This window comes from Streptomyces sp. NPDC104307, assembly GCF_055584045.1.
Map to the genome: position 1 here is coordinate 106,901 of NZ_JBVJMU010000007.1, position 18,242 is coordinate 125,142.

The 18,242-nt window shown below is 70.5% G+C and carries 15 protein-coding genes; 3 read left to right on the top strand and 12 right to left on the bottom strand.

All coding sequences use genetic code 11. The annotated features are described in order from the left end of the window. Positions 1–527 precede the first annotated feature (527 nt). From pheA to ACZ601_RS20060, 7 genes are all read right to left on the bottom strand, one after another. A complete protein-coding gene (gene pheA, locus ACZ601_RS20030) occupies positions 528–1,463 on the bottom strand; it encodes a prephenate dehydratase (RefSeq protein ID WP_024492880.1) in 936 nt (311 codons plus the stop codon). A gap of 59 nt (positions 1,464–1,522) precedes the next feature. Next, positions 1,523–2,863 carry an iron uptake transporter deferrochelatase/peroxidase subunit gene (gene efeB / locus ACZ601_RS20035; protein ID WP_469540072.1) on the bottom strand — a complete coding sequence of 447 codons (1,341 nt, stop codon included), beginning with the start codon at positions 2,861–2,863 and terminating at the stop codon, positions 1,523–1,525. 29 nt (positions 2,864–2,892) lie between these two features. Continuing rightward, a complete protein-coding gene (locus ACZ601_RS20040) occupies positions 2,893–4,914 on the bottom strand; it encodes a copper resistance protein CopC (protein WP_469539685.1) in 2,022 nt (673 codons plus the stop codon). A 14-nt stretch (positions 4,915–4,928) separates the two neighbouring features. Next, positions 4,929–5,378: a copper chaperone PCu(A)C gene (locus ACZ601_RS20045; protein WP_469539687.1), complete on the bottom strand. Its 450-nt coding sequence runs from the start codon at positions 5,376–5,378 to the stop codon at positions 4,929–4,931. After that, on the bottom strand, positions 5,375–6,028 hold the full coding sequence (locus ACZ601_RS20050; RefSeq protein WP_469539690.1) for an SCO family protein: 654 nt from the start codon (positions 6,026–6,028) through the stop codon (positions 5,375–5,377). The genes ACZ601_RS20045 and ACZ601_RS20050 overlap by 4 nt, the downstream gene beginning before the upstream one ends. A gap of 119 nt (positions 6,029–6,147) precedes the next feature. Beyond that, positions 6,148–6,888, bottom strand: a complete 741-nt coding sequence (locus tag ACZ601_RS20055) for a YcnI family copper-binding membrane protein (protein ID WP_469539692.1) — start codon at positions 6,886–6,888, stop codon at positions 6,148–6,150. Positions 6,889–7,055: 167 nt separating this feature from the next. Continuing rightward, positions 7,056–7,874 carry a hypothetical protein gene (locus ACZ601_RS20060; RefSeq protein ID WP_469539694.1) on the bottom strand — a complete coding sequence of 273 codons (819 nt, stop codon included), beginning with the start codon at positions 7,872–7,874 and terminating at the stop codon, positions 7,056–7,058. Positions 7,875–8,133: 259 nt separating this feature from the next. On the opposite strand from ACZ601_RS20060, the gene ACZ601_RS20065 reads away from it, so the two are divergent. Further along, a complete protein-coding gene (locus tag ACZ601_RS20065; RefSeq protein ID WP_469539697.1) occupies positions 8,134–8,757 on the top strand; it encodes an ATP-binding protein in 624 nt (207 codons plus the stop codon). 37 nt (positions 8,758–8,794) lie between these two features. On the opposite strand, the gene ACZ601_RS20070 is transcribed toward ACZ601_RS20065, so the two are convergent. After that, positions 8,795–10,258: an aminopeptidase P family protein gene (locus ACZ601_RS20070; protein WP_469539699.1), complete on the bottom strand. Its 1,464-nt coding sequence runs from the start codon at positions 10,256–10,258 to the stop codon at positions 8,795–8,797. Positions 10,259–10,399: 141 nt separating this feature from the next. Further along, a complete protein-coding gene (locus tag ACZ601_RS20075; protein WP_469539702.1) occupies positions 10,400–11,887 on the bottom strand; it encodes a PP2C family protein-serine/threonine phosphatase in 1,488 nt (495 codons plus the stop codon). Positions 11,888–12,369: 482 nt separating this feature from the next. On the opposite strand from ACZ601_RS20075, the gene ACZ601_RS20080 reads away from it, so the two are divergent. Then, on the top strand, positions 12,370–13,080 hold the full coding sequence (locus ACZ601_RS20080; RefSeq protein WP_440574290.1) for a bifunctional DNA primase/polymerase: 711 nt from the start codon (positions 12,370–12,372) through the stop codon (positions 13,078–13,080). Positions 13,081–13,769: 689 nt separating this feature from the next. Here ACZ601_RS20080 and ACZ601_RS20085 read toward each other — a convergent pair. From ACZ601_RS20085 to ACZ601_RS20095, 3 genes are all read right to left on the bottom strand, one after another. Beyond that, entirely contained in the window at positions 13,770–14,735 is a 966-nt protein-coding gene (locus ACZ601_RS20085) for a DUF5926 family protein (protein WP_469539704.1), read from the bottom strand. A gap of 187 nt (positions 14,736–14,922) precedes the next feature. Beyond that, complete coding sequence (locus ACZ601_RS20090) at positions 14,923–15,510, bottom strand: ATP-binding protein (RefSeq protein WP_469539706.1); 588 nt, start codon at positions 15,508–15,510, stop codon at positions 14,923–14,925. Between the two features lie 131 nt (positions 15,511–15,641). Next, positions 15,642–16,487 (bottom strand): glycerophosphodiester phosphodiesterase, encoded by an 846-nt coding sequence (locus ACZ601_RS20095; protein ID WP_469539708.1) that lies wholly within the window; start codon positions 16,485–16,487, stop codon positions 15,642–15,644. Between the two features lie 197 nt (positions 16,488–16,684). Here ACZ601_RS20095 and ACZ601_RS20100 point away from each other — a divergent pair, with 197 nt between their 5' ends. Beyond that, positions 16,685–18,211 (top strand): S1C family serine protease, encoded by a 1,527-nt coding sequence (locus ACZ601_RS20100; RefSeq protein ID WP_469539710.1) that lies wholly within the window; start codon positions 16,685–16,687, stop codon positions 18,209–18,211. The last annotated feature ends 31 nt before the right edge of the window (positions 18,212–18,242 follow it).

Genomic DNA, 18,242 nt, shown 5'->3' on the forward strand with positions numbered 1-18,242 from the left:
GCGGCAGCGTCAATAAAAAGGCCCTATTCCCCTAAATGGGGCAGAAGGGTTCATGAGTCTTGACGTACCGGCCTTGCCTGGAAGGGGAGTTGACCCTCGCTTGTCCACAGGGATGGACAGCTCCAGAAAGTTATCCACAGGCTGTGAAGAAGATCTGTGGACGCGGGAGAGATCATTCCGAAAGTGGCGCGAGAGCTCGCGGAATCGCTCTTCAAACCCGCCCTGCACGCTCGTTCGGGTGGGAATTCCTCGCCTAAAGAGTTGATCAATGGAATTGAGGTGACACCGGCCGTCCTGCCGGTCTGTGGACGGGTCTGGGGCGACTGGGGAGATTTGTCGACCATGTCGCATTGCGGTGTCGACTTGTCCCCAGGTCGAGACGCGTGCCTGTGGATAACTTTTCCGATGATGACAATCCGCTGATCTCACCGGAACCGTGGGTGCGCGAAAGCGCCGACGCCCCGAGAACGACAGCTGCCGACGCCCCGAGAACGACAGCCGGAGGGCGCCGGTGAGCGGCGGGACCGTCAGGCCCGCCCGTCCAGGTTCCGGGCCAGCCAGTCCGAGGCCACCGTGAACTCCGCGTCCGACGTGCCCGCCCGCAACGGGCCCACGTCCGCAGGCGTCACACCCGCCCGCGGATACGAGCCGAGGAAGCGGACGTTCGGGCAGATCCGCTTCAGCCCCATCAACGCCTCGCCCACCCGGCGGTCGGAGATATGGCCCTCGGCGTCCACCGCGAAGCAGTAGTTGCCGATCCCCGCACCCGTCGGCCGGGACTGGATCAGCATCAGGTTCACCCCGCGCACCGCGAACTCCTGGAGCAGTTCGAGCAGCGCACCGGGATGGTCGTCGCCCAGCCAGATGACCACCGACGTCTTGTCCGCGCCGGTCGGCGCCGCCGGCCGGGCCGGGCGCCCCACCAGAACGAAACGGGTCTGGGCGTTCTCCGCGTCGTGGATCTCGGTCACCAGCGGTTCGAGCCCGTACGTCGCCGCGGCGAACTCGCCGGCGAACGCGGCGTCGTACCGGCCCTCCTGCACGAGCCGGGCGCCGTCCGCGTTGGATGCCGCCGACTCCCATACGGCCTGCGGAAGATGGGCGGCCATCCAGTTGCGGACCTGCGGCTGCGCGGCCGGGTGAGCGGTGACCGTCTTGACGTCGGACAGCTTGGTGCCGGGGCGCACGAGCAGCGCGAAGGTGATGGAGAGCAGCACCTCGCGGTAGATCATCAGCGGTTCACCGCTGGTGAGCTGGTCGAGGGTGGTGGTGATGCCGCCCTCGACGGAGTTCTCGATCGGTACGAGTGCCGCGGCGGCCGTGCCGTTGCGCACCGCGTCCAGGGCCGCCGGCACGGAGACCATCGGGACGAGTTCGCGGGTGGCGGCTTCCGGGAGCGTACGGAGGGCGACCTCGGTGAAGGTGCCTTCTGGGCCGAGATAGGCGTAGCGCGTGGCGGACATACCGTCACCCTAATGCGCCGTGACGGCTCAAAAGTCCAGGACTGTTGAGCCGTTCCGGCTCAGGACTCCAGCAGCCGCTGCCCCACGTACTCCCCGGCCGCCGCCCCGCCCGGCACCGCGAACAGCCCGCTCGCCTCGTGGCGCAGGAAGGGGGAGAGCGCGTCTCCCCGGTCGAGTTTGCGCTGTACCGGTACGAAGCCCCGCAGCGGATCCGCCTGCCAGCAGATGAACAGCAGCCCGGCGTCCGGGGTGCCGTCCGTGGCGATGCCGTCGTGGTACGAGAACGGGCGGCGGAGCATGGCCGCGCCACTGTTGCGCTCGGGGGAGGAGATCCGGGCGTGCGCGTTGTCGGGGATCAGGAGTTTCCCGTCGGGGCCCGCCTTGTCGAGATCCATGGCGGTGGTCTCGGTGCCGCCGCTCAGCGGGGCGCCGTCCGCCTTGCGCCTGCCGATGACGCGTTCCTGACGTTCCACCGGGAGCTTCTCCCAGTCGTCGAGCAGCATCCTGATCCGGCGGACGACCGCGTACGAGCCGCCGGCCAGCCATTCGTGCTTCGCGTCACCGCCGCCGGACGGGACGAAGACGCGCCGGTCGAAGTCGCTGTCGGCCGGTTTCGGGTTGCCGGTGCCGTCGATCTGGCCCATCAGATTGCGGGCGGTCATCGGCTTGGCGGTGGCGCCGGGTGTGCGGTTGAAGCCGTTCATCTGCCAGCGCACGGTGGCCGTCGAAGCGGCCTCCTTCTGTACGGCTCGCAGTGCGTGGAACGCGACGAGCGCGTCGTCGGCGCCGATCTGCACCCAGAGGTCGCCGTCGGAGCGGGCGCTGTCGAGGTGGTCGGCGGAGAACGGCGGCAGCGGGTCGAGTCCCGGCGGACGGCGGTCGGCCAGGCCCGTGCGTTCGAAGAAGGTGGCGCCGAAGCCGAAGGTGACGGTCAGCGAGGACGGCCCGGCATCCAGCGCGATGCCGGTGTCGTGCCCCGTGCCGTCTGCCGCTCCACCGGCGGTGGGCTCGCCAGCCATCAGCCGCTGTGCGGCGGCTGACCAGCGGCGCATCAGGGCGGCCGCCTCCTTCCGGCCGGCGCCGGGGGCCAGGTCGAAGGCGATGAGATGGCCGCTCGCCTGGAGCGGGGTGGTGATCCCCGGCTGATGTTTCCCGTGAAACATCACCTCGGAGGAGCCGACGGAGGTCAGCGCGGTCGGTGCGTCGTCCCGCGTCGCGGCGTAGCCGGTCGCACCTCCGGCCGCCCCGAGCACCAGCCCGGTGGCCCCGGCCGCTCCGGCGGTGCCGAGCAGCCGTCGCCGCGAGAGGGCGCCGGGCTGGTGTGGACCGGCGCCCCCGGATCCGCCGCTTCCCTTCTCCGTTCTAACTGCTTTGCCCGCATTACCTGCGTTGCCTGTGATGTTCGAACTTTTTGCGCTCACGGTCCTGCTCAGCCGATCTTCACGTTCTTGTCGACGGTCGTCTGGTCGATGTCCGACGTCCGCACAGTCGCCGCGACGGTCCAGTCGCCCGCCATCGGGATCTGCAGGCCGGTGGATGTCCAGTGCCCCTCGGTCAGCCGGACCGGAACCACGGGAAGGGGGCCGATGTCCTTGGACTTCAGGGTGAGGGCGAGTTTCACCTCGGGGACGTCCATGGCCTTCCCGTTGGCGTCCTCGATCCAGAGGTGGATCGCATTGGTGCCGGTACGGCCCGGGTCTATGTCCATCCGGACCGTGCCCTTGCCGTTCTTGCCGCCGGTGTCGAACGGCAGCGTGAGGTTGACGGGACCGCTCGCCGCGGGAGCGGCGGCCGCGTTCGACGCACGGGCCGCCTCCTCCTCGGTACGGCCGGGCTCGGTCGACGTCAGGATGGTGGTCACCGCCAGCAGGACCACCGCGACGCCGACTTCGGCCAGCACCGAGCGGCGGAGGCCGGAGCGGTCGGGGTCGGCGTCACGTACCCGCTTCTTCTCCGCGGTGGCCACGGCGGCCTTCTGCCGGGCGAGCTGGACGGCCCGCGCGGGGTCCTGCGCCGTCGAACGGCCCGAAGGCGAGGCCGGTGCGGTGTCGGCTTCCGCCCCGGCCACAGCTTCCGTCCCGGCCTCTGCGTCAGCTTCCGTCCCGGCCTCTGCGTCAGCCTCCGCCCCGGTTTCGGCAGCTCGGGTCTCCGTCTTCGCCACCGCGCCGCCGCCGGACGCCAGCCTCCCCGTCCACCGGCGGGAGAACGACGCGACCCCGACCAGCACCGCGACGAGCCCCACCTTCACGAGCAGCAGCTGCCCGTACCCCGTATCGGTCAGCGCGGACCAGGAGCCGAGCTGGCGCCAGGACTGGTAGATCCCGGTGGCGACGACCACGAGCACCCCGCAGAACGCGATCCGGGAGAAGCGGCGCACGGCGTCGGCGGTGACGTCGGGGGTGCGGTACAGCGCGACCAGCAGGGCCGCGAGCCCGCCGAGCCAGGTCGCCACGGCCAGCAGGTGGAGCACGTCGACCGGCATGGCGATCCCCGGCTGGATGCCGGTCGAGGCGTGCTCGGCGAGCGCCCACGTCCCGGCGATCCCGGCGGCGATGACCGTGCCCCCGGCGGCGAGGCCGAAGGTGAGGTCCTTCTTCTCGCGCTCGTCCTCGCGCTTCGCGTACGTTCCGAACAGCACCGCGATGAACAGCGCACTCGCACCGAGCAGCAGCAGCCGTGAGACGAGCGCGGCGCCGGGCTTGGTGTCGAGGACCGCCTGGAGCCCGTCGAGGTCGAAGGCGTCCGCGAGCTTCCCCGAGCCGGTGTAGGGGTTGCGCAGCAGCAGCATGACGAGGGTGGCAGCGGTGAGGGTCATCCAGCCGCGCACCACGAGGCGTTGCAGGGGGCGCGCGCCCGCCCCGCGCTGCCAGCAGGCCAGCACGAAGGCGGCGCCGCCCGCGAGCACGATGAATCCGGCGTACGCGGCGTAGCGCGCGATGTCGTAGAGCGTGCCGACGAGTCCGCCCCCGGCCTCGTTGTCCGGGAGGGCGACGGTCGTCTTGGAGGGCGCGCCGATGGAGAAGGTGAAGGCGCCGGAGACCGGATGGCTGTCGGCGGAGACGGCCTGCCAGGCGACGGTGTACGTGCCGTCGGGCAGGCCGGTGTGCAGGGCGACGCCGTATTTCACGGTGGAGCCGCTGTGCAGATCGAGCGGGGCGCCCTCGGTGTCGGCGCGCTTGCCGTTCGGGTCGAGGATCCGGATGGATCCCTTGCCCACGGCCACCTGCTCGGAGAAGGTCAGCGTGACCTGTTTGGGGGCGGTGGCGACCACCGCCCCGTCCTGTGGATCGCTCCCGGTGAGTGCGGCGTGGGCCGACGCGGGACCCGCGACCGCCAGCAGCAGACCGAAGACCACGCCGAGCAGAGCGGCGAGGAGTCCGGCCGCGGCGAGCGGCCTGCGTATGGCGGGTACGGACGGGGGCGGCCCGAAGGGCGGGGCGGTGGCTGTCATGGTCTGTCAGTCCCTCACTGCTTCTTCGGGTTGTGGGTGGTCTCCTTCACGGGAAGGTCGACCTTGATGGGGTCGGCCTTCTCGAAGTGCAGCTCCACGGACACCTTCTCGCCCTGCTTCGGCTGCTGCTTGAGCTTCATGAACATGATGTGGTTTCCACCGCGTTCCAGGTCCAGCTCACCGCCTGCGGGTACCGCGAAGGACGTCACCATGCGCATCGCCTGGTTCTTCGTCTCGTGGATCGTGACGTCGTCCGAGAGCGGGCTGGTGACGGAGGTGAGCCGGTCGGAACCGCCGCCGCTGTTGTGCACGACGAGGAAGGCGGCCGCCATGTCGTTGACGGGCTGCGGCATGAACGCGCCGGTGACCTTCAGTTCCGGCTTGCCGCCCGTGGCGGAACACCCCGCCAGCGCCAGCCCCGTCGAGAGGGCCAGGACGCCGGCGAGGGCGGTGCGGCGGTTCACGGAGTCTTCCCCTCGATGAGCTTGGGGAGGTCCTTGGTGTAGTCGTCGGGCGTGGTGTCCTCGCTGTACAGCACGTACCCCTTGTCGGTCTTCGGGGAGAACGCCATGACCTGCGAGCCGTGCATCGAGACGATCGTGCCGTCCTTCTCCTTCTTCGGCGCGTCGATGCCGATGCCGATCTGCCGGGCGCCCGCCTGGATGGTCGGGAAGTCGCCGGTGAGACCGATGAAGGACGGGTCCTGGGACTTGAGCCAGCTGCCCAGCGAGGACGGGGTGTCGCGTTCCGGGTCGGTGGTGACGAAGACGACCTGGAGCTTGTCCCGCTCGGCCTGTGGGAGGGACTTCTTGGCGATCGCGATGTTGCTCATGATGAGCGGGCAGACGTCGGGGCAGTTGGTGTAGCCGAAGTAGATGAGTGTCGGCTTGCCCTTGGTCTTCTCACGGAGGTCGTACTTCTTGCCGTGGGTGTCGGTCAGGACGAGGTTCGGCTTGGTGAACGGGTCGTCGAGCACCGTCGCGGCCTTGGCCTTCGCCTCCACAGAGACGTCGGCGATCGGCTTCTTGCTGTCGTTGTCACTGCCGCCGCAGGCGGACAGGGTGAGTGCGGCCGCGGCGACGAGCGCCGCGGCCAGCACAGACTTCTTAACCATGGAGCACTGATTCCTGATGGGTCGGTGTGGCGGGTGGGGCCAGGGCCTGTCGTCGCGCGGCAGACGGCAGTGTGACGACGGGCCCTGGGGCGTGTTTCGAGACACGCCCTGGTGGACGGTCAGGCGGTGCGCCGTCGGCCGGCCAGGACGCCGAAGGCGACACCTGCGACGCCGATGACGATGCCGACGATGCCGAGAACGCGGGCGGTGGTGTCACTGGAGGAGGAAGAGGACGCCGATGCCGTCGTCTTCTCGTCCTTCGACTGGTCCGCGGCGGCGTTCTTGTCGTCGGAGTCCGTAGCCGCCGCGCCGTGCGCCTCGTCGGCGGCGGCGGTCAGCTTGAGGACCGGAGCGGGGCTCTCGGGCTCCTCCGCCCCGTCCTTCTGCTCCTCGATCCAGCGGACGACTTCCTTGTTGTCGTACGTCTGGATGGCCTTGAACACCAGCTGGTCGGCGTCCTCCGGGAGCTGGCCGACGGAGAGCGGGAACTGCTGGAAACGGCCGGGCTCGATCTTGCCGCCGTCGGCGGTCCAGGTGACCTTGGAGACAGCCTCGTTGATCTTCTTGCCGTGCATGTCGAGCGGCTTGGCCAGCTTGCTCGTGGTCACCTTGATGTTCCAGCCGGGTACGGGCTGCGGCATGACGGAGGCCAGCGGGTGGTCGGTCGGGAAGTTGACCTCAAGCTTGGTGGTGGCGGCGTCGTCGCGCTCGTTGGGGACCTTGAAGTTGATGACGGCGTAACCGCCCTTGGCGGCCTCGCCCTCCGGCTGGACGCTGACGTGGGCGGAGGCCGTACCGGCGAGGATCAGCACGGTGGACGCGGCGACGCCGCCGGCGAGGGCGATGCGGGAAACGTTCATGTCAGGGATCACTCCACAAAGCACGAAGGAAAGGTGCTCCGCCGCGCGGGTGCGCGACGGCATCGCGACACCTCTTCCCCTCACGAGCGGTGTGTGTGCGCAGCCCCGCGTTCGCACCGGTGAGGTGTCTGCGAGGGTCGTGCGCGCGTCGTGTGGAGGGTGTCGCGTCAGGCTGCGAGAGCGAACGCGGGTGGCGGCCCGCGCCTGATCACCATGTGCTGAAGGGGGTCCCCGGTGGCCGGGGCCGGTGCGTCGGCCGCCGTACGGAGCGTGCGCGGCCCGGTCGCCGGACCGTCCGGAAGACCGGCCCGCAGGGCGGATACGAGGACGAGCGCCGCGCGCAGCGCCCGCAGCCGGGCTCCGGCCGCGACCTGCTGGGCGCCGTGCGCCGAGAGCCGGGCGAGCCGGAACAGGGCGATCTCGCCGCGCCGCAGCAGCCAGCCGGTGGCCAGCGCCGCCAGCAGGTGACCCAGCAGCATCGGCAGACTGGGGAACATTCCGGCGAGGCCGGCCGCTCCGGAGCCGGCCATGCCGCCGGAGGGGGTGGTGGCCATGTGCTGATGCGCCTGCGCGGTCACCGACGCGGGGTCGATGCCCGCGGTGGTGACGATGCGATGGGCGTCTGCGGCGTTCAACTGAGCGGGGCCCGCGCCGCAGACGAGGCTCGCCGCGAACCGGATCAGCGAGTCGTCACCGGCCGAGGGCTGCGGCGTCGCGGCGTGCGTCCCGACACCGAAGAGCGTGTGCAGGGCGATCTGTCCGCCGGCCAGGGCCACGGCGATCGACGGCAGCGAGCGTTCGCGGCCGGCCAGTACCACCGCCACCGCCAGGATCCCGAGGAATCCGGCGAGCAGGGTCCACCCGGGCACCGCCGCGCAGGCTGCCATCGCGTGTCCGGCCGCGGACAGCGCGACGCAGACCGCGGCGAACACCGCGGCCCTCAGCAGCCGTAGACCGGCTCCGGCGCGTCCCACAGACGTAGACATGGCCGGGTCATCATCGCACTGCGGCCCCGGCCGCCGTACGGCAGGTCCGGAAGGTCACCTTCCGCCCGATTGGCTGCGCGCCGGGCTGTTGGGGATGGTTGCGGACGGGGTAGGAGACGTCCTGTGGGCCGGGACATGCACAGGTGCGGCGAGCCCGGGTATCCGCCGAATGAGCGGTCTCACATCCCGTCCGTGCTTACGAACGGCATCGGGCGGCAATACGTATCGGTATGTCGAGCCGCAGCCAGGAGGCTGGAGCATGAGCATGTGGTGGTCACTCCATCTGCGGCGCGAAGCTGCGAGCGTTCCGCTCGCCCGTCGTTTCCTGCTCGGCAGCATGGAATCCGCGGGCGTGGACCCGGACATCTCCTTCGACCTGTCGGTCGCGCTCAGCGAGGCCTGCGCGAACGCCGTCGAGCACGGCGGGGCCAACGGAGGCCCGGACAGGGCCGGGGAACACCGGGACGCGATGGATGCTCTGGACGCGTGGGAGGAGCCGTCCGGTACGGCCTGCGGGCAGTACCGGGTCACCGCGTACCTGGACGGTGAGAAGTGCCGTATCGAAGTCGCCGATTCAGGTCCCGGCTTTCCCACGCGACGCACGCTTCGCGACGCCGCACAGCAAGAGCGGCAACCGCAGTACCAACAGCAACCGCAGAATCAACAGCAACCGCAGTACCAACAGCAGTACCAACTTCAGCAGTGCCAGTCGAAGCAGGCCGGGCACCCGCCGCTGGCCGCCGAGGGCGGGCGCGGCCTCTGCCTGATCGAGGAGCTCTCCGACCACGTCCACTTCGGCAACCGGCCGGGGCGCGGCGGCGCGGTGGTGAGCTTCGACAAGATCCTCAAATGGCGGGAGGGCGCCCTGCTCATGGTGTCCTGAGCGGGGCGCCCTCCGGCGCGGGTGAGGGGGCGGAAGGTCAGCCCTTGACCCGGGCCATCCAGGCCTCGACCTCGTCGGCCTGACGCGGCAGCTTGTCCGAGAGGTTCCGGTTGCCGTCCTCGGTGACGAGGATGTCGTCCTCGATCCGGACGCCGATGCCGCGGTACTCCTCGGGGACGGTCAGATCGTCGGCCTGGAAGTAGAGACCGGGCTCGACGGTGAGGCAGACGCCGGGCTCCAGCGTTCCGTTCACGTACGACTCAGTCCGCGCGGCGGCGCAGTCGTGGACGTCCATGCCGAGCATGTGACCGGTGCCGTGCAGGGTCCAGCGGCGCTGCAGCCCCAGCTCCAGGACCTCGTCCACGGTCCGGTCTCCGAGCAGGCCCCACTCGACGAGCTTCTCGGTCAGGACGCGCTGCGCGGCGTCGTGGAAGTCCCGGAAGCCCGCGCCGGGCTTGACCGCCGCGATACCGGCGACCTGGGCCTCGTACACCGCGTCGTAGATCTTCCGCTGCAGCGGCGTGAACGTGCCGTTGATGGGAAGGGTGCGGGTCACGTCGGCGGTGTAGAGGTCGTTGGTTTCCACGCCGGCGTCGAGCAGCAGCAGTTCGCCGGAGCGGACCGCTCCGTCGTTGCGCACCCAGTGAAGGGTGGTGGCGTGCGGGCCCGCGGCGCAGATCGACCCGTAGCCGATGTCGTTGCCCTCGATGCGGGCGCGCAGGAAGAACGTTCCCTCGATGTAGCGCTCGCTCGTCGCCTCCGCCTTGTCGAGGACCTTCACGACGTCCTCGAAACCGCGCGCGGTGATGTCGCAGGCCTTCGCCAGCTCGGAGATCTCGAAGGCGTCCTTGACCAGGCGTGCCTCGGAGAGGAAGACCCGGAGCTCCTCGTCGCGCTCCGCGGTGACCTTGTCGGTCAGCGCGGCCTCGATGACGGCGTCGTGGCCGCGGACGTTACGGACCGGGCCGGTGGCCCCGGTCAGTGCGGCGGGCAGCTCCCGTACGTCCTTCGCCGGGATGCCGAGCAGCTGCTCGGCCTCGGTGAGGGAGTGGCGGCGGCCGACCCACAGCTCGCCCTGGCCGTCGAGCCAGAACTCGCCGTTCTCACGGTCGGAACGCGGCAGCAGATAGACGGTCGCCTCGTGGCCGCCGTTCACCGGCTCCAGGACCAGGACGCCGTCCTGGGTCTGGTCGCCGGTGAGGTACGCGTACTCGGTGGAGGCGCGGAAGGCGTACTCGGTGTCATTGGAACGGGTCTTCAGCCGGCCGGCCGGGATGACCAGCCGCTCGCCGGGGAAGCGCGCGCAGAGCGCGGCGCGGCGCTCCGCGGTGTGCGCGGCCTGTGCGATCGGCTCCAGCCCGTGCAGCTCGGTGTCGGCCCAGCCGGACTTCATGCTCGCGGCGAGCTCGTCGGATACGCCCGGGTACAGGCCGTTCTTCCGCTGCTTGACCGGCTCTGCCTCTTCGGTCTCCGGGTTCTCCGGGGTGAGCTCCTCAGACACGACTCTGTCTCTCCTTGATACGACACTGGACCCCCTCCATCGTACGGGCGTACGGAAGGGGGCCCAGGGCCGGAAGACCTGTTACCGGAAGACCTGTTACCGGAAGACCTCGTACCGGAACGGTCCGGGGCGCGGGACGGCTCAGTCGAACCGTGCCGCCAGGAGGACCACGTCCTCGGTGTCTTCGCCCTGCCCGGGTCCGTCGGGCAGCACGGTGCGCAGCACGTGGTCGGCAACCGCGGCGGCGTCGTGGCGCAGCGCCTTCGGGACGCTCGCCGCCGCCGAGTGGAGCCGGGTGAACGCCCGGTCCATCGAGTCCCCGGCCCGGTGCAGCAGTCCGTCGGTGTACAGCAGGACGGTCTCGCCGGGCGCCGGTTCGATCTCCACGCTCGGCGCCTCCCAGCAGGCGAGCATGCCCAGCGGCGCGGACAGGGTGGTCTCGACGTACTCGGTGCGCCGGTCACCGATGATCAGCGGCGGGGCGTGCCCGGCCCCGGCCAGCAGGATCTTGCGACGGGCGGGCTCGCAGTAGGCGAAGAGCGCGGTCGCGGACCGGGCCGGCTCGGTCAGCCGCAGCAGGAGCTCAAGATCGGAGAGTACGGCGACCGGGTCCTCGCCCTCCATCACCGCGTACGCCCGCAGGCCGGCCCGCAGCCGGCCCATCGCGGCCAGGGCGTTCGGCCCGGAGCCGCTCACCGAGCCGACGGCGAGGCCGAGCGCACCCTCGGGCAGGGCCAGGGCGTCGTACCAGTCGTTGCCGCCCTGCGGTGCGGCGTGGTGGCGTACTGCCAGCTCCACGCCGGGAATCCGGGGCATCCGGCTGGGCAGCAGCTCCTCGGTGACGGTGGCGACATCGGTCCTGGCCCGTTCCAGCTCCAGCAGCCGGGCCAGGTGTTCGGCGGCGTACCCGGTGTACAGACCGGCCAGGTGGCGCTGGCGCTCCAGCGGCTCGGCGGGCTCGTCGTAGAGCCAGACGGCGGCGGCGAGCCGGCCGGTCCGGTCGGTGGTGATCGGCAGCGCGTAACTGGCGGCGTAGCCGAGCCGGGCGGCGACCTCGCGCCTGCGGGGGTCCAGGCCGGTGTCGCCGAGCAGATCGGGGGTGGTCAGCGAGTCTTCGGAGGCGGGCAGACCTTCAAGGATGCGGCCGTAGGACGTGGCGCTGCGCGGCACCGTCTCGATCTGGCCGAGCTCCGCGTGGGCCAGTCCGAGACCGATGGTGCTGACGGGGCCACGGCGGTCCGAGGGTTCGAACACGATCAGCCCGCGACGGGCACCCAGCAGAGCGGCTCCGGCTTCGAGCAGCTCGTGGAGTGCGTCGTCCAGGGTGTTGGTTCTGGCCAGCCGCTCGGTGAGTTCGTGCAGCGTGGTGAGGTCGGAGACCCAGCCCGCCAGACGGTCCTGGATGAAGGCAGAGGGGACGGCGGGCACTTCGGAGAGAGACCCGTCAGTGTGTGTCGAAACCGGAACCGTGGGATCGATTCCAGCCACTTTCGGCAGGTGCGGGGCGCTCATGGTCGCCAGCTTTCCGACTGGTGTGATTCGTCGAATAGCATCGCAAACCCCCATGTCATTCTGCGCCGCTATCAATGCATCCACATGTACACGCACAAGTAACGTGATGTCCAGCATTGTCCCCACGGGATTTGTGGTGTCCAAGTGATAACTAACTTGGCCAAAAAATGCACCCTGCGGAAGCTATTTGCGGTCGACTGGGTCTGCTTGGCAGGGGGTGCTCACGGGGTGAAGTCCCGGGGGGAGCGTCATCGCGGGCATGCTGGGTACGTAATCGATGGATGGCCAGGGGTGGTTCCGACCGCCCCCGGAACCTGGCAGCGGGCCCGGACGTCCTCATCTGTGACGGCCACGCCCCACCCCCGAGTGGCGAGGTTGTACGCACGGACGGCAGGCGCGATACGTGCTCTGCGCCTGGCCACGATTTTCGACTGGAACCGGCTCGATTCGGCTCAGCACAGCTCACGCTCGGTAGCGACGACCAACCCGTACCGCAGGCTCGACGAGCATGTACACACAGTGAAATTCCGCACACGCGATGTGACGCACGCGTGGTGTGATGTGGACCCTCGGCGTTCAACGGAAAGGAACGAGCGCTCATGCGCGAGATCCTCGGAAGGCGACGCAGGCTCCGGTTCCGGGGCAGGACCGCCCAGCTCGACGCGGCCCTGACCTGTGCTACCGAGTGGCAGTGGCCCGTACTCCCCGGAGTGGGGCTGCGGACGGCCGACGGCCGCGGTGAGGGCGGCTGCGCCTGCCCCGATCCCGAGTGCGCCGTGCCCGGCGCACACCCCCTCGATCCCGGACTGCTCGCGGCGACCACGGAACCGCGGATGGTGCGCTGGTGGTGGACGAACCGGCCCACCGCGCCGGTGGTACTGGCCACCGGCGGGCGAGCGCCGTGCGCGCTGAGCCTGCCGGCGGCGGTCGGCGCCGGAGCGCTGGCCGAACTCGACCGGATGGGGGTGCGGCTGGGCCCCGTGGTGGCGACGCCGACCCGGTGGTCGCTGCTGGTCGCCCCGTACACCCTCGAACGGCTCGGTGAACTGCTGCACGCGCAGGACTGGGTGCCCAGCTCGCTGCGGTTCCACGGCGAGGGGGGCTACCTCGTCCTTCCGCCGTCCGGTACCGGTGCGGGGCAGGTGCGCTGGGTGCGGGCGCCGGCCCGGGTCTCCGGGCTGCGGCTGACGGGCGGAGCGCCCGTCGCGGCGGCCGCCTCGCCGTGGCTGCCGGACGTGGGGGCGGTCCTGGACGCGCTGGTCGAGGCGAGCACCAGCGCTCCGGACGGTGGGAGCCGGCTCGCGTACTGACGGGGCCAACCGGCTGCCTGCTGGCAGGGGAGAGGCGGCGGCAAGGGCGATGTGCGCGGAATTCCGGCGCACCGTCAGGAATTCCGTACGCCGGGAAGGCGCGCGTCCAGCAGGAAATGCCTGACATCCGCAACGGTGTGCTGCCGGATCTCCCGGTTCCGCTGGCCGCCTGTCCTGGCTCGTGCCGGCCGCGCGCAAAGCCGGTCGCTACAAAGACGTTCGGCAGTCGGTTTTCTGATGCCTCATCCGAATCACGTTCGAGGAATGTTCGAGTTCTTCTTTAGGAGAACCAGGGGATCGCCCGGGTGCCGTCCGGGTGCCGTCCGGGTGTCGGGGCGGCACCGGTCGGAACCGTTGGGGGTGCGGCGAGACGCCAGGCGGGCAGGGTGATGCCGGGGAAGTCAGGGGGGATTGACGAGACGGAGCCGTTGTCGCCGGGGGCTCGTCCGGGGACCTGCATCAGGTCTGTGCGCGGTGCGTGCGCCGTGCGGCGCGCTGTTGGGCGCCGTACCCGGAAATGAGGATGCCCGATCGCTGGCGACGGGGGATGCACCAGCGACCGGGCTTCTAGAACGGTAACAAGAGATCTGCCGTTCGCAAATTCGATCTCGCGTATTCGGACAGCGATTTACCTGTCAGTACGGCGAGTTGTGACGCGAGTCACCGTACGGCCCCGGTAGTGGTCACTGTCAGCTGAGTGTCACCTGGCGGTTGGTGAGCCCGCCGCGCGCCCGGCGCTCCTCGGGGGTGAGGGGCGCGTCCGAAGCGAGCGCCGTGGCCAGCCGCTCCGCGAACACCGCCGCGGGCTTCTCGCACTCCTCTGCCCCCATCGCGCTCGGCAGATCCCAGACCGGGACCATCAGGCCGTGCGCGCGGAAGGAGCCGACCAGCCGGGTCCCCTCGCCGAGCGACGAGACACCCGCCGCGTGCAGCCGGGCGAGGGCGTCGAGGAGCTGCTCCTCGGGGTGCGGCATGACCCACCGCAGGTGGTTCTTGTCCGGCGTCTCGCACCAGTACGCTCCATCCACCCCGGTGAGCAGGACGGTCGGGATCGCGGCTTCGTTCGCGCGCTCCAGGGAAGCGGACACCTCGGCCGTGGCGTTCTCCGAGTCCGGCACCCAGAACTCGAAGCCGGAGTGCACGACGGGCGCGAAAGGCGCATCCGGGTCCAGGACATCCTGCAGCCTGGGACCGTCGGCCGGAACCCGCCGGGCGGTGACGGGAGAGCCGGGCTCGGTCTCCAGCGCGCGCTGCAGGGTGTCGGCGAGGTCCCGGCTGAGGTCACCGGAAGAGGTGTCGTTCTGCAGGGCGAGCAGGACCGAGCCGTCGTCACGACGCAGCGCGGGCCAGGCCATCGGGAGCACGGTCGCGAGCGTCACGGACGGCACGCCCTCGGGCAGCCCGCCCTTCAGCGTCAGCTCGACCGTGGCGGCCGGGACCAGCTCGCGCAGCGCGACCCAGTCGCATTCGCCGGCCAGTCCCTCGAAGGGGCGCTGGACGAGCTCGGTCACGGCCTGGGCGGCGGCGCGGCCGTGGCAGGCCTTGTACCGGCGGCCGGAACCGCACGGGCAGGGCTCGCGAGCCCCGACCACCGGGATCTCGCCGTCCGTGAGCTGCTGCTTCCCGGCCTTGGTCTGAGGGCGCTTCTTGGCCATGGTGGGCTTTCTCCCGGTTGCGACGGTTGCGACAGTGCGGTCTGGGCCGCGAGCCTAGCCGTCCTTGCGGTGCCCGGTGCGCAGCTGCCCGGCCACGGGCCGGCGAGCTGGTCAGCTGCAGGCGGGCACGGGCGCGGGGAGGGGGCCTGCACGGGTGCGCGGACCGGTCAGCGAGACACTCTCGGCGTCAGCCCGCGTCGTCGAAGGCGTCGGCGAGATCCAGCCCGTCGAGTCCCGGTACGACGGGAACGGGCACTCCGATCGCGTCCGCCGGCCCGGTCGCGCCTGTGGCTCGTCCGTTGCCCCGTTCGGTACCCCGTCCGCCGGGACGCTGCGGCCCTTCGTCGACCAGCACCCAGACCGTGACCTCGCCGGACGAGTCGTCGCGTACGCCCCATTTCTCGGCGAGCGCGCTGATGATGTTGAGCCCCCGGCCGCCGCGAGCGGTGACCGACGGAGTGGCCGGAACCGGTCGGGTCGGACCGCCTCCGTCCGTCACCTCGACCGTCAGCCCGCCGGTCCGGTCGACGCGCCAGGCGGCGCGCACGTCGCCCTCCCCCACGTCGCTGTGCCGGCCCAGCGGCCTGCCGTGACGGCAGGCGTTGCTGAGCAGTTCGGAAAGGATCAATACGGCATCGTCGACGACCGAATCCGACACCCCGTGACTGCGCAACTGCTCACGCATCCGGCGTCGTGCCTGACCCACGCCCGCAGGGCCATGGGGTACGGCCATGCTCGACGACGTGGGCACTTCCTGTGCCACCACCAACGCCACCCCCGAGACCTCCTTTGCCCCACGCCACGATGTGGATGCCCCCCTGGGCTGAGCCGGAAACCGGCCAGTGGTCTGACAGTGACGCACTCGCGACGATCGAGTACAGCCCGAATGCGCCGGTGTACTCCCCGTCACTGATATGAAGAGCGGCCCAACTGGGAGAGGACCTGCTTCGGGCGGTTCGTGATGATCGCCTCCACTCCGAGCCGGACGCACAGGTCGACGTCCTCCGGTTCGTTGACCGTCCAGACGTGGGCCCGGTGGCCCGCGCGGTGCAGGCGGTCGATGTAGCCAGGGTGGCTGCGCACGATCCGCATCCCGGGGCCGGCGATCCGGGCGCCGGCCGGCAGCCGTCCGTCCCGCAGCCGGGGCGAGACGAACTGCATCAGGTACACGGTGGGCAGCTCCGGTGCAGCGTCCTGGACGCGGTGCAGGGAGCGGGCGGAAAAGCTCATGATGCGGACCGGTGAGGGGCCCTCGGCCGGTGGTGCGTCGAGCTCGAAGCGCTTCAGCAGATGCAGCAGCCGCTCCTCGACCTGGCCCGCCCAGCGGGTCGGGTGCTTGGTTTCGATGGCGAGCTGGAGCGGACGCCCGGCGGCTCTTGTCTCGACGAGCAGTTCGAGCAGCCGTTCCAGGGTGAGTACGGAGGTGAGCTCGCCCGGCACCGGGTCCCAGTCGGGGGACTCCGACTCGTCCCGGTCCTTCCACGAGCCGAAGTCGAGCGCGGCGAGCTCGGAGAGCTCCAGGGCGGAGACCGCGCCGCGTCCGTTGGACGTACGGTTCACCCGGCGGTCGTGCACGCATACGAGGTGGCCGTCGGCGGTGAGCCGTACGTCGCACTCCAGGGCGTCGGCGCCGTCCTCGATCGCCTTCCGGTACGCGGCCAGGGTGTGCTCGGGGGCGTCGTCGGACGCGCCTCGGTGTGCGATGACCTGGATGGGATGCTGCGTGGTGTGCTGCTGCCGTGCTTGGGTCACCGCGTCATGGTGTCACCGGGGGGCCCGGGTGCGCGAACCTCGCGAAGCGAGGTCGTTTTGTCCGGTGTAAAGGCCCGTGCGCGGATGCACAGGTCCTGCTTACAGTGGTCTGACGTGCTGTGGGAAAAGCTGACTCCAGACACGTACACAGCGGATCTCTTGCCGAACGATGATGTGGAACCGAGGAGTATAGAGCTGTGAGCACAGAGAACGAGGGCAACGAGGGCAACGCGGCCGAGGCCGCCCCGTCCGTTCCGTCCGCACCTCCAGTGCCGGCCGATGCTCCCCAGGGGTCCCCTGGAAGCACGCCCCCGGCCCCTCCGCGGCCGGACGTGACCGCCGAGCAGCCGCAGGTCCCGTCGGCGCACGACCCGGCGACCACGCCCATGGCCCAGGTCCCCCCGACGCCGCAGCCCCACACCCCTCCTCCCGTACCTCCCGTACCGCAGTCGGCGGCGGATGCAGGCTGGCCCCCGCCTCCGCCCGCGGTCCCCGCGTACGCCCACGGCGGCCACGGTGCGCACGGCGGTGGCCACGGTGCGCACGGCGGTGGCCCGGTGTGGGGCCCGCCCGGCCAGCTGCAGACGCCCGACGCACCCCGCAAGCGGGGTGCGGGCGGTCTGGTGGCCGCGGCGGTCGTGGCAGCGCTCGTGGCGGGCGGCGTCGGCGGCGCCCTCGGCTACTGGGCCGCTGACAGCAACGACAGCTCCGGCTCATCGGGTTCGACCACCGTCGCGGCGTCGGCCAACCCGCAGGACCTCAAGCGCGACCCGGGCACGGTCGCGGGCGTGGCGGCCAAGGCGCTGCCGAGCGTCGTCACCATCGACGCGCAGGGCGGCGACGGGGAGGGCGGCACGGGCACGGGCTTCGTGTACGACAAGGAGGGCCACATCCTCACGAACAACCACGTGGTGGCCTCCGCGGCGGACAACGGTCAGCTCACGGCGACGTTCTCGAACGGCAAGAAGTACGGCGCAGAGGTGGTCGGCCGGGCCGAGGGCTACGACGTCGCGGTCCTGAAGCTGAAGGACCCGCCGAAGGGGCTCACGCCGCTGTCGCTGGGCAACTCGGAACAGGTGGCGGTGGGCGATTCGACGATCGCGATCGGTGCCCCGTTCGGTCTGTCCAACACGGTCACCACGGGCATCATCAGCGCGAAGAACCGCCCGGTCGCCTCCGGTGACGGCTCCGGCGGCAGCAACTCGTACATGAGCGCCCTGCAGACCGACGCCTCGATCAACCCGGGCAACTCCGGCGGCCCGCTGCTGAGCGCCGGTGGCGCGGTCATCGGGATCAACTCGGCGATCCAGTCGACCGGCAGCAGCACCGGCCAGAGCCAGGCGGGCTCCATCGGCCTCGGCTTCGCGATCCCGATCAACCAGGCGAAGAACGTCGCCGAGCAGCTGATCAAGACCGGCCAGCCGGTCTACCCGGTCATCGGCGCCACGGTGACCATGGACGAGAAGACCGGCGGCGCGGTCATCTCGGACCAGGGCGCGAGCGGCACGGAAGCGGTGACGAAGGGCGGCCCCGCAGCCCAGGCGGGCCTCAAGCCGGGTGACGTCATCACGAAGTTCAACGACACCGTGGTCGACAGCGGCCCGACCCTGATCGGTGAGATCTGGACCCACAAGCCGGGCGACAAGGTCACGCTGACGTACAAGCGCGACGGCAAGACGTCGACCGCCGAAGTCACCCTGGGCGAGCGCAAGGGCGACAGCTGACCGGCTAGGCTGTCCTCGCGTCGAAGCGGGC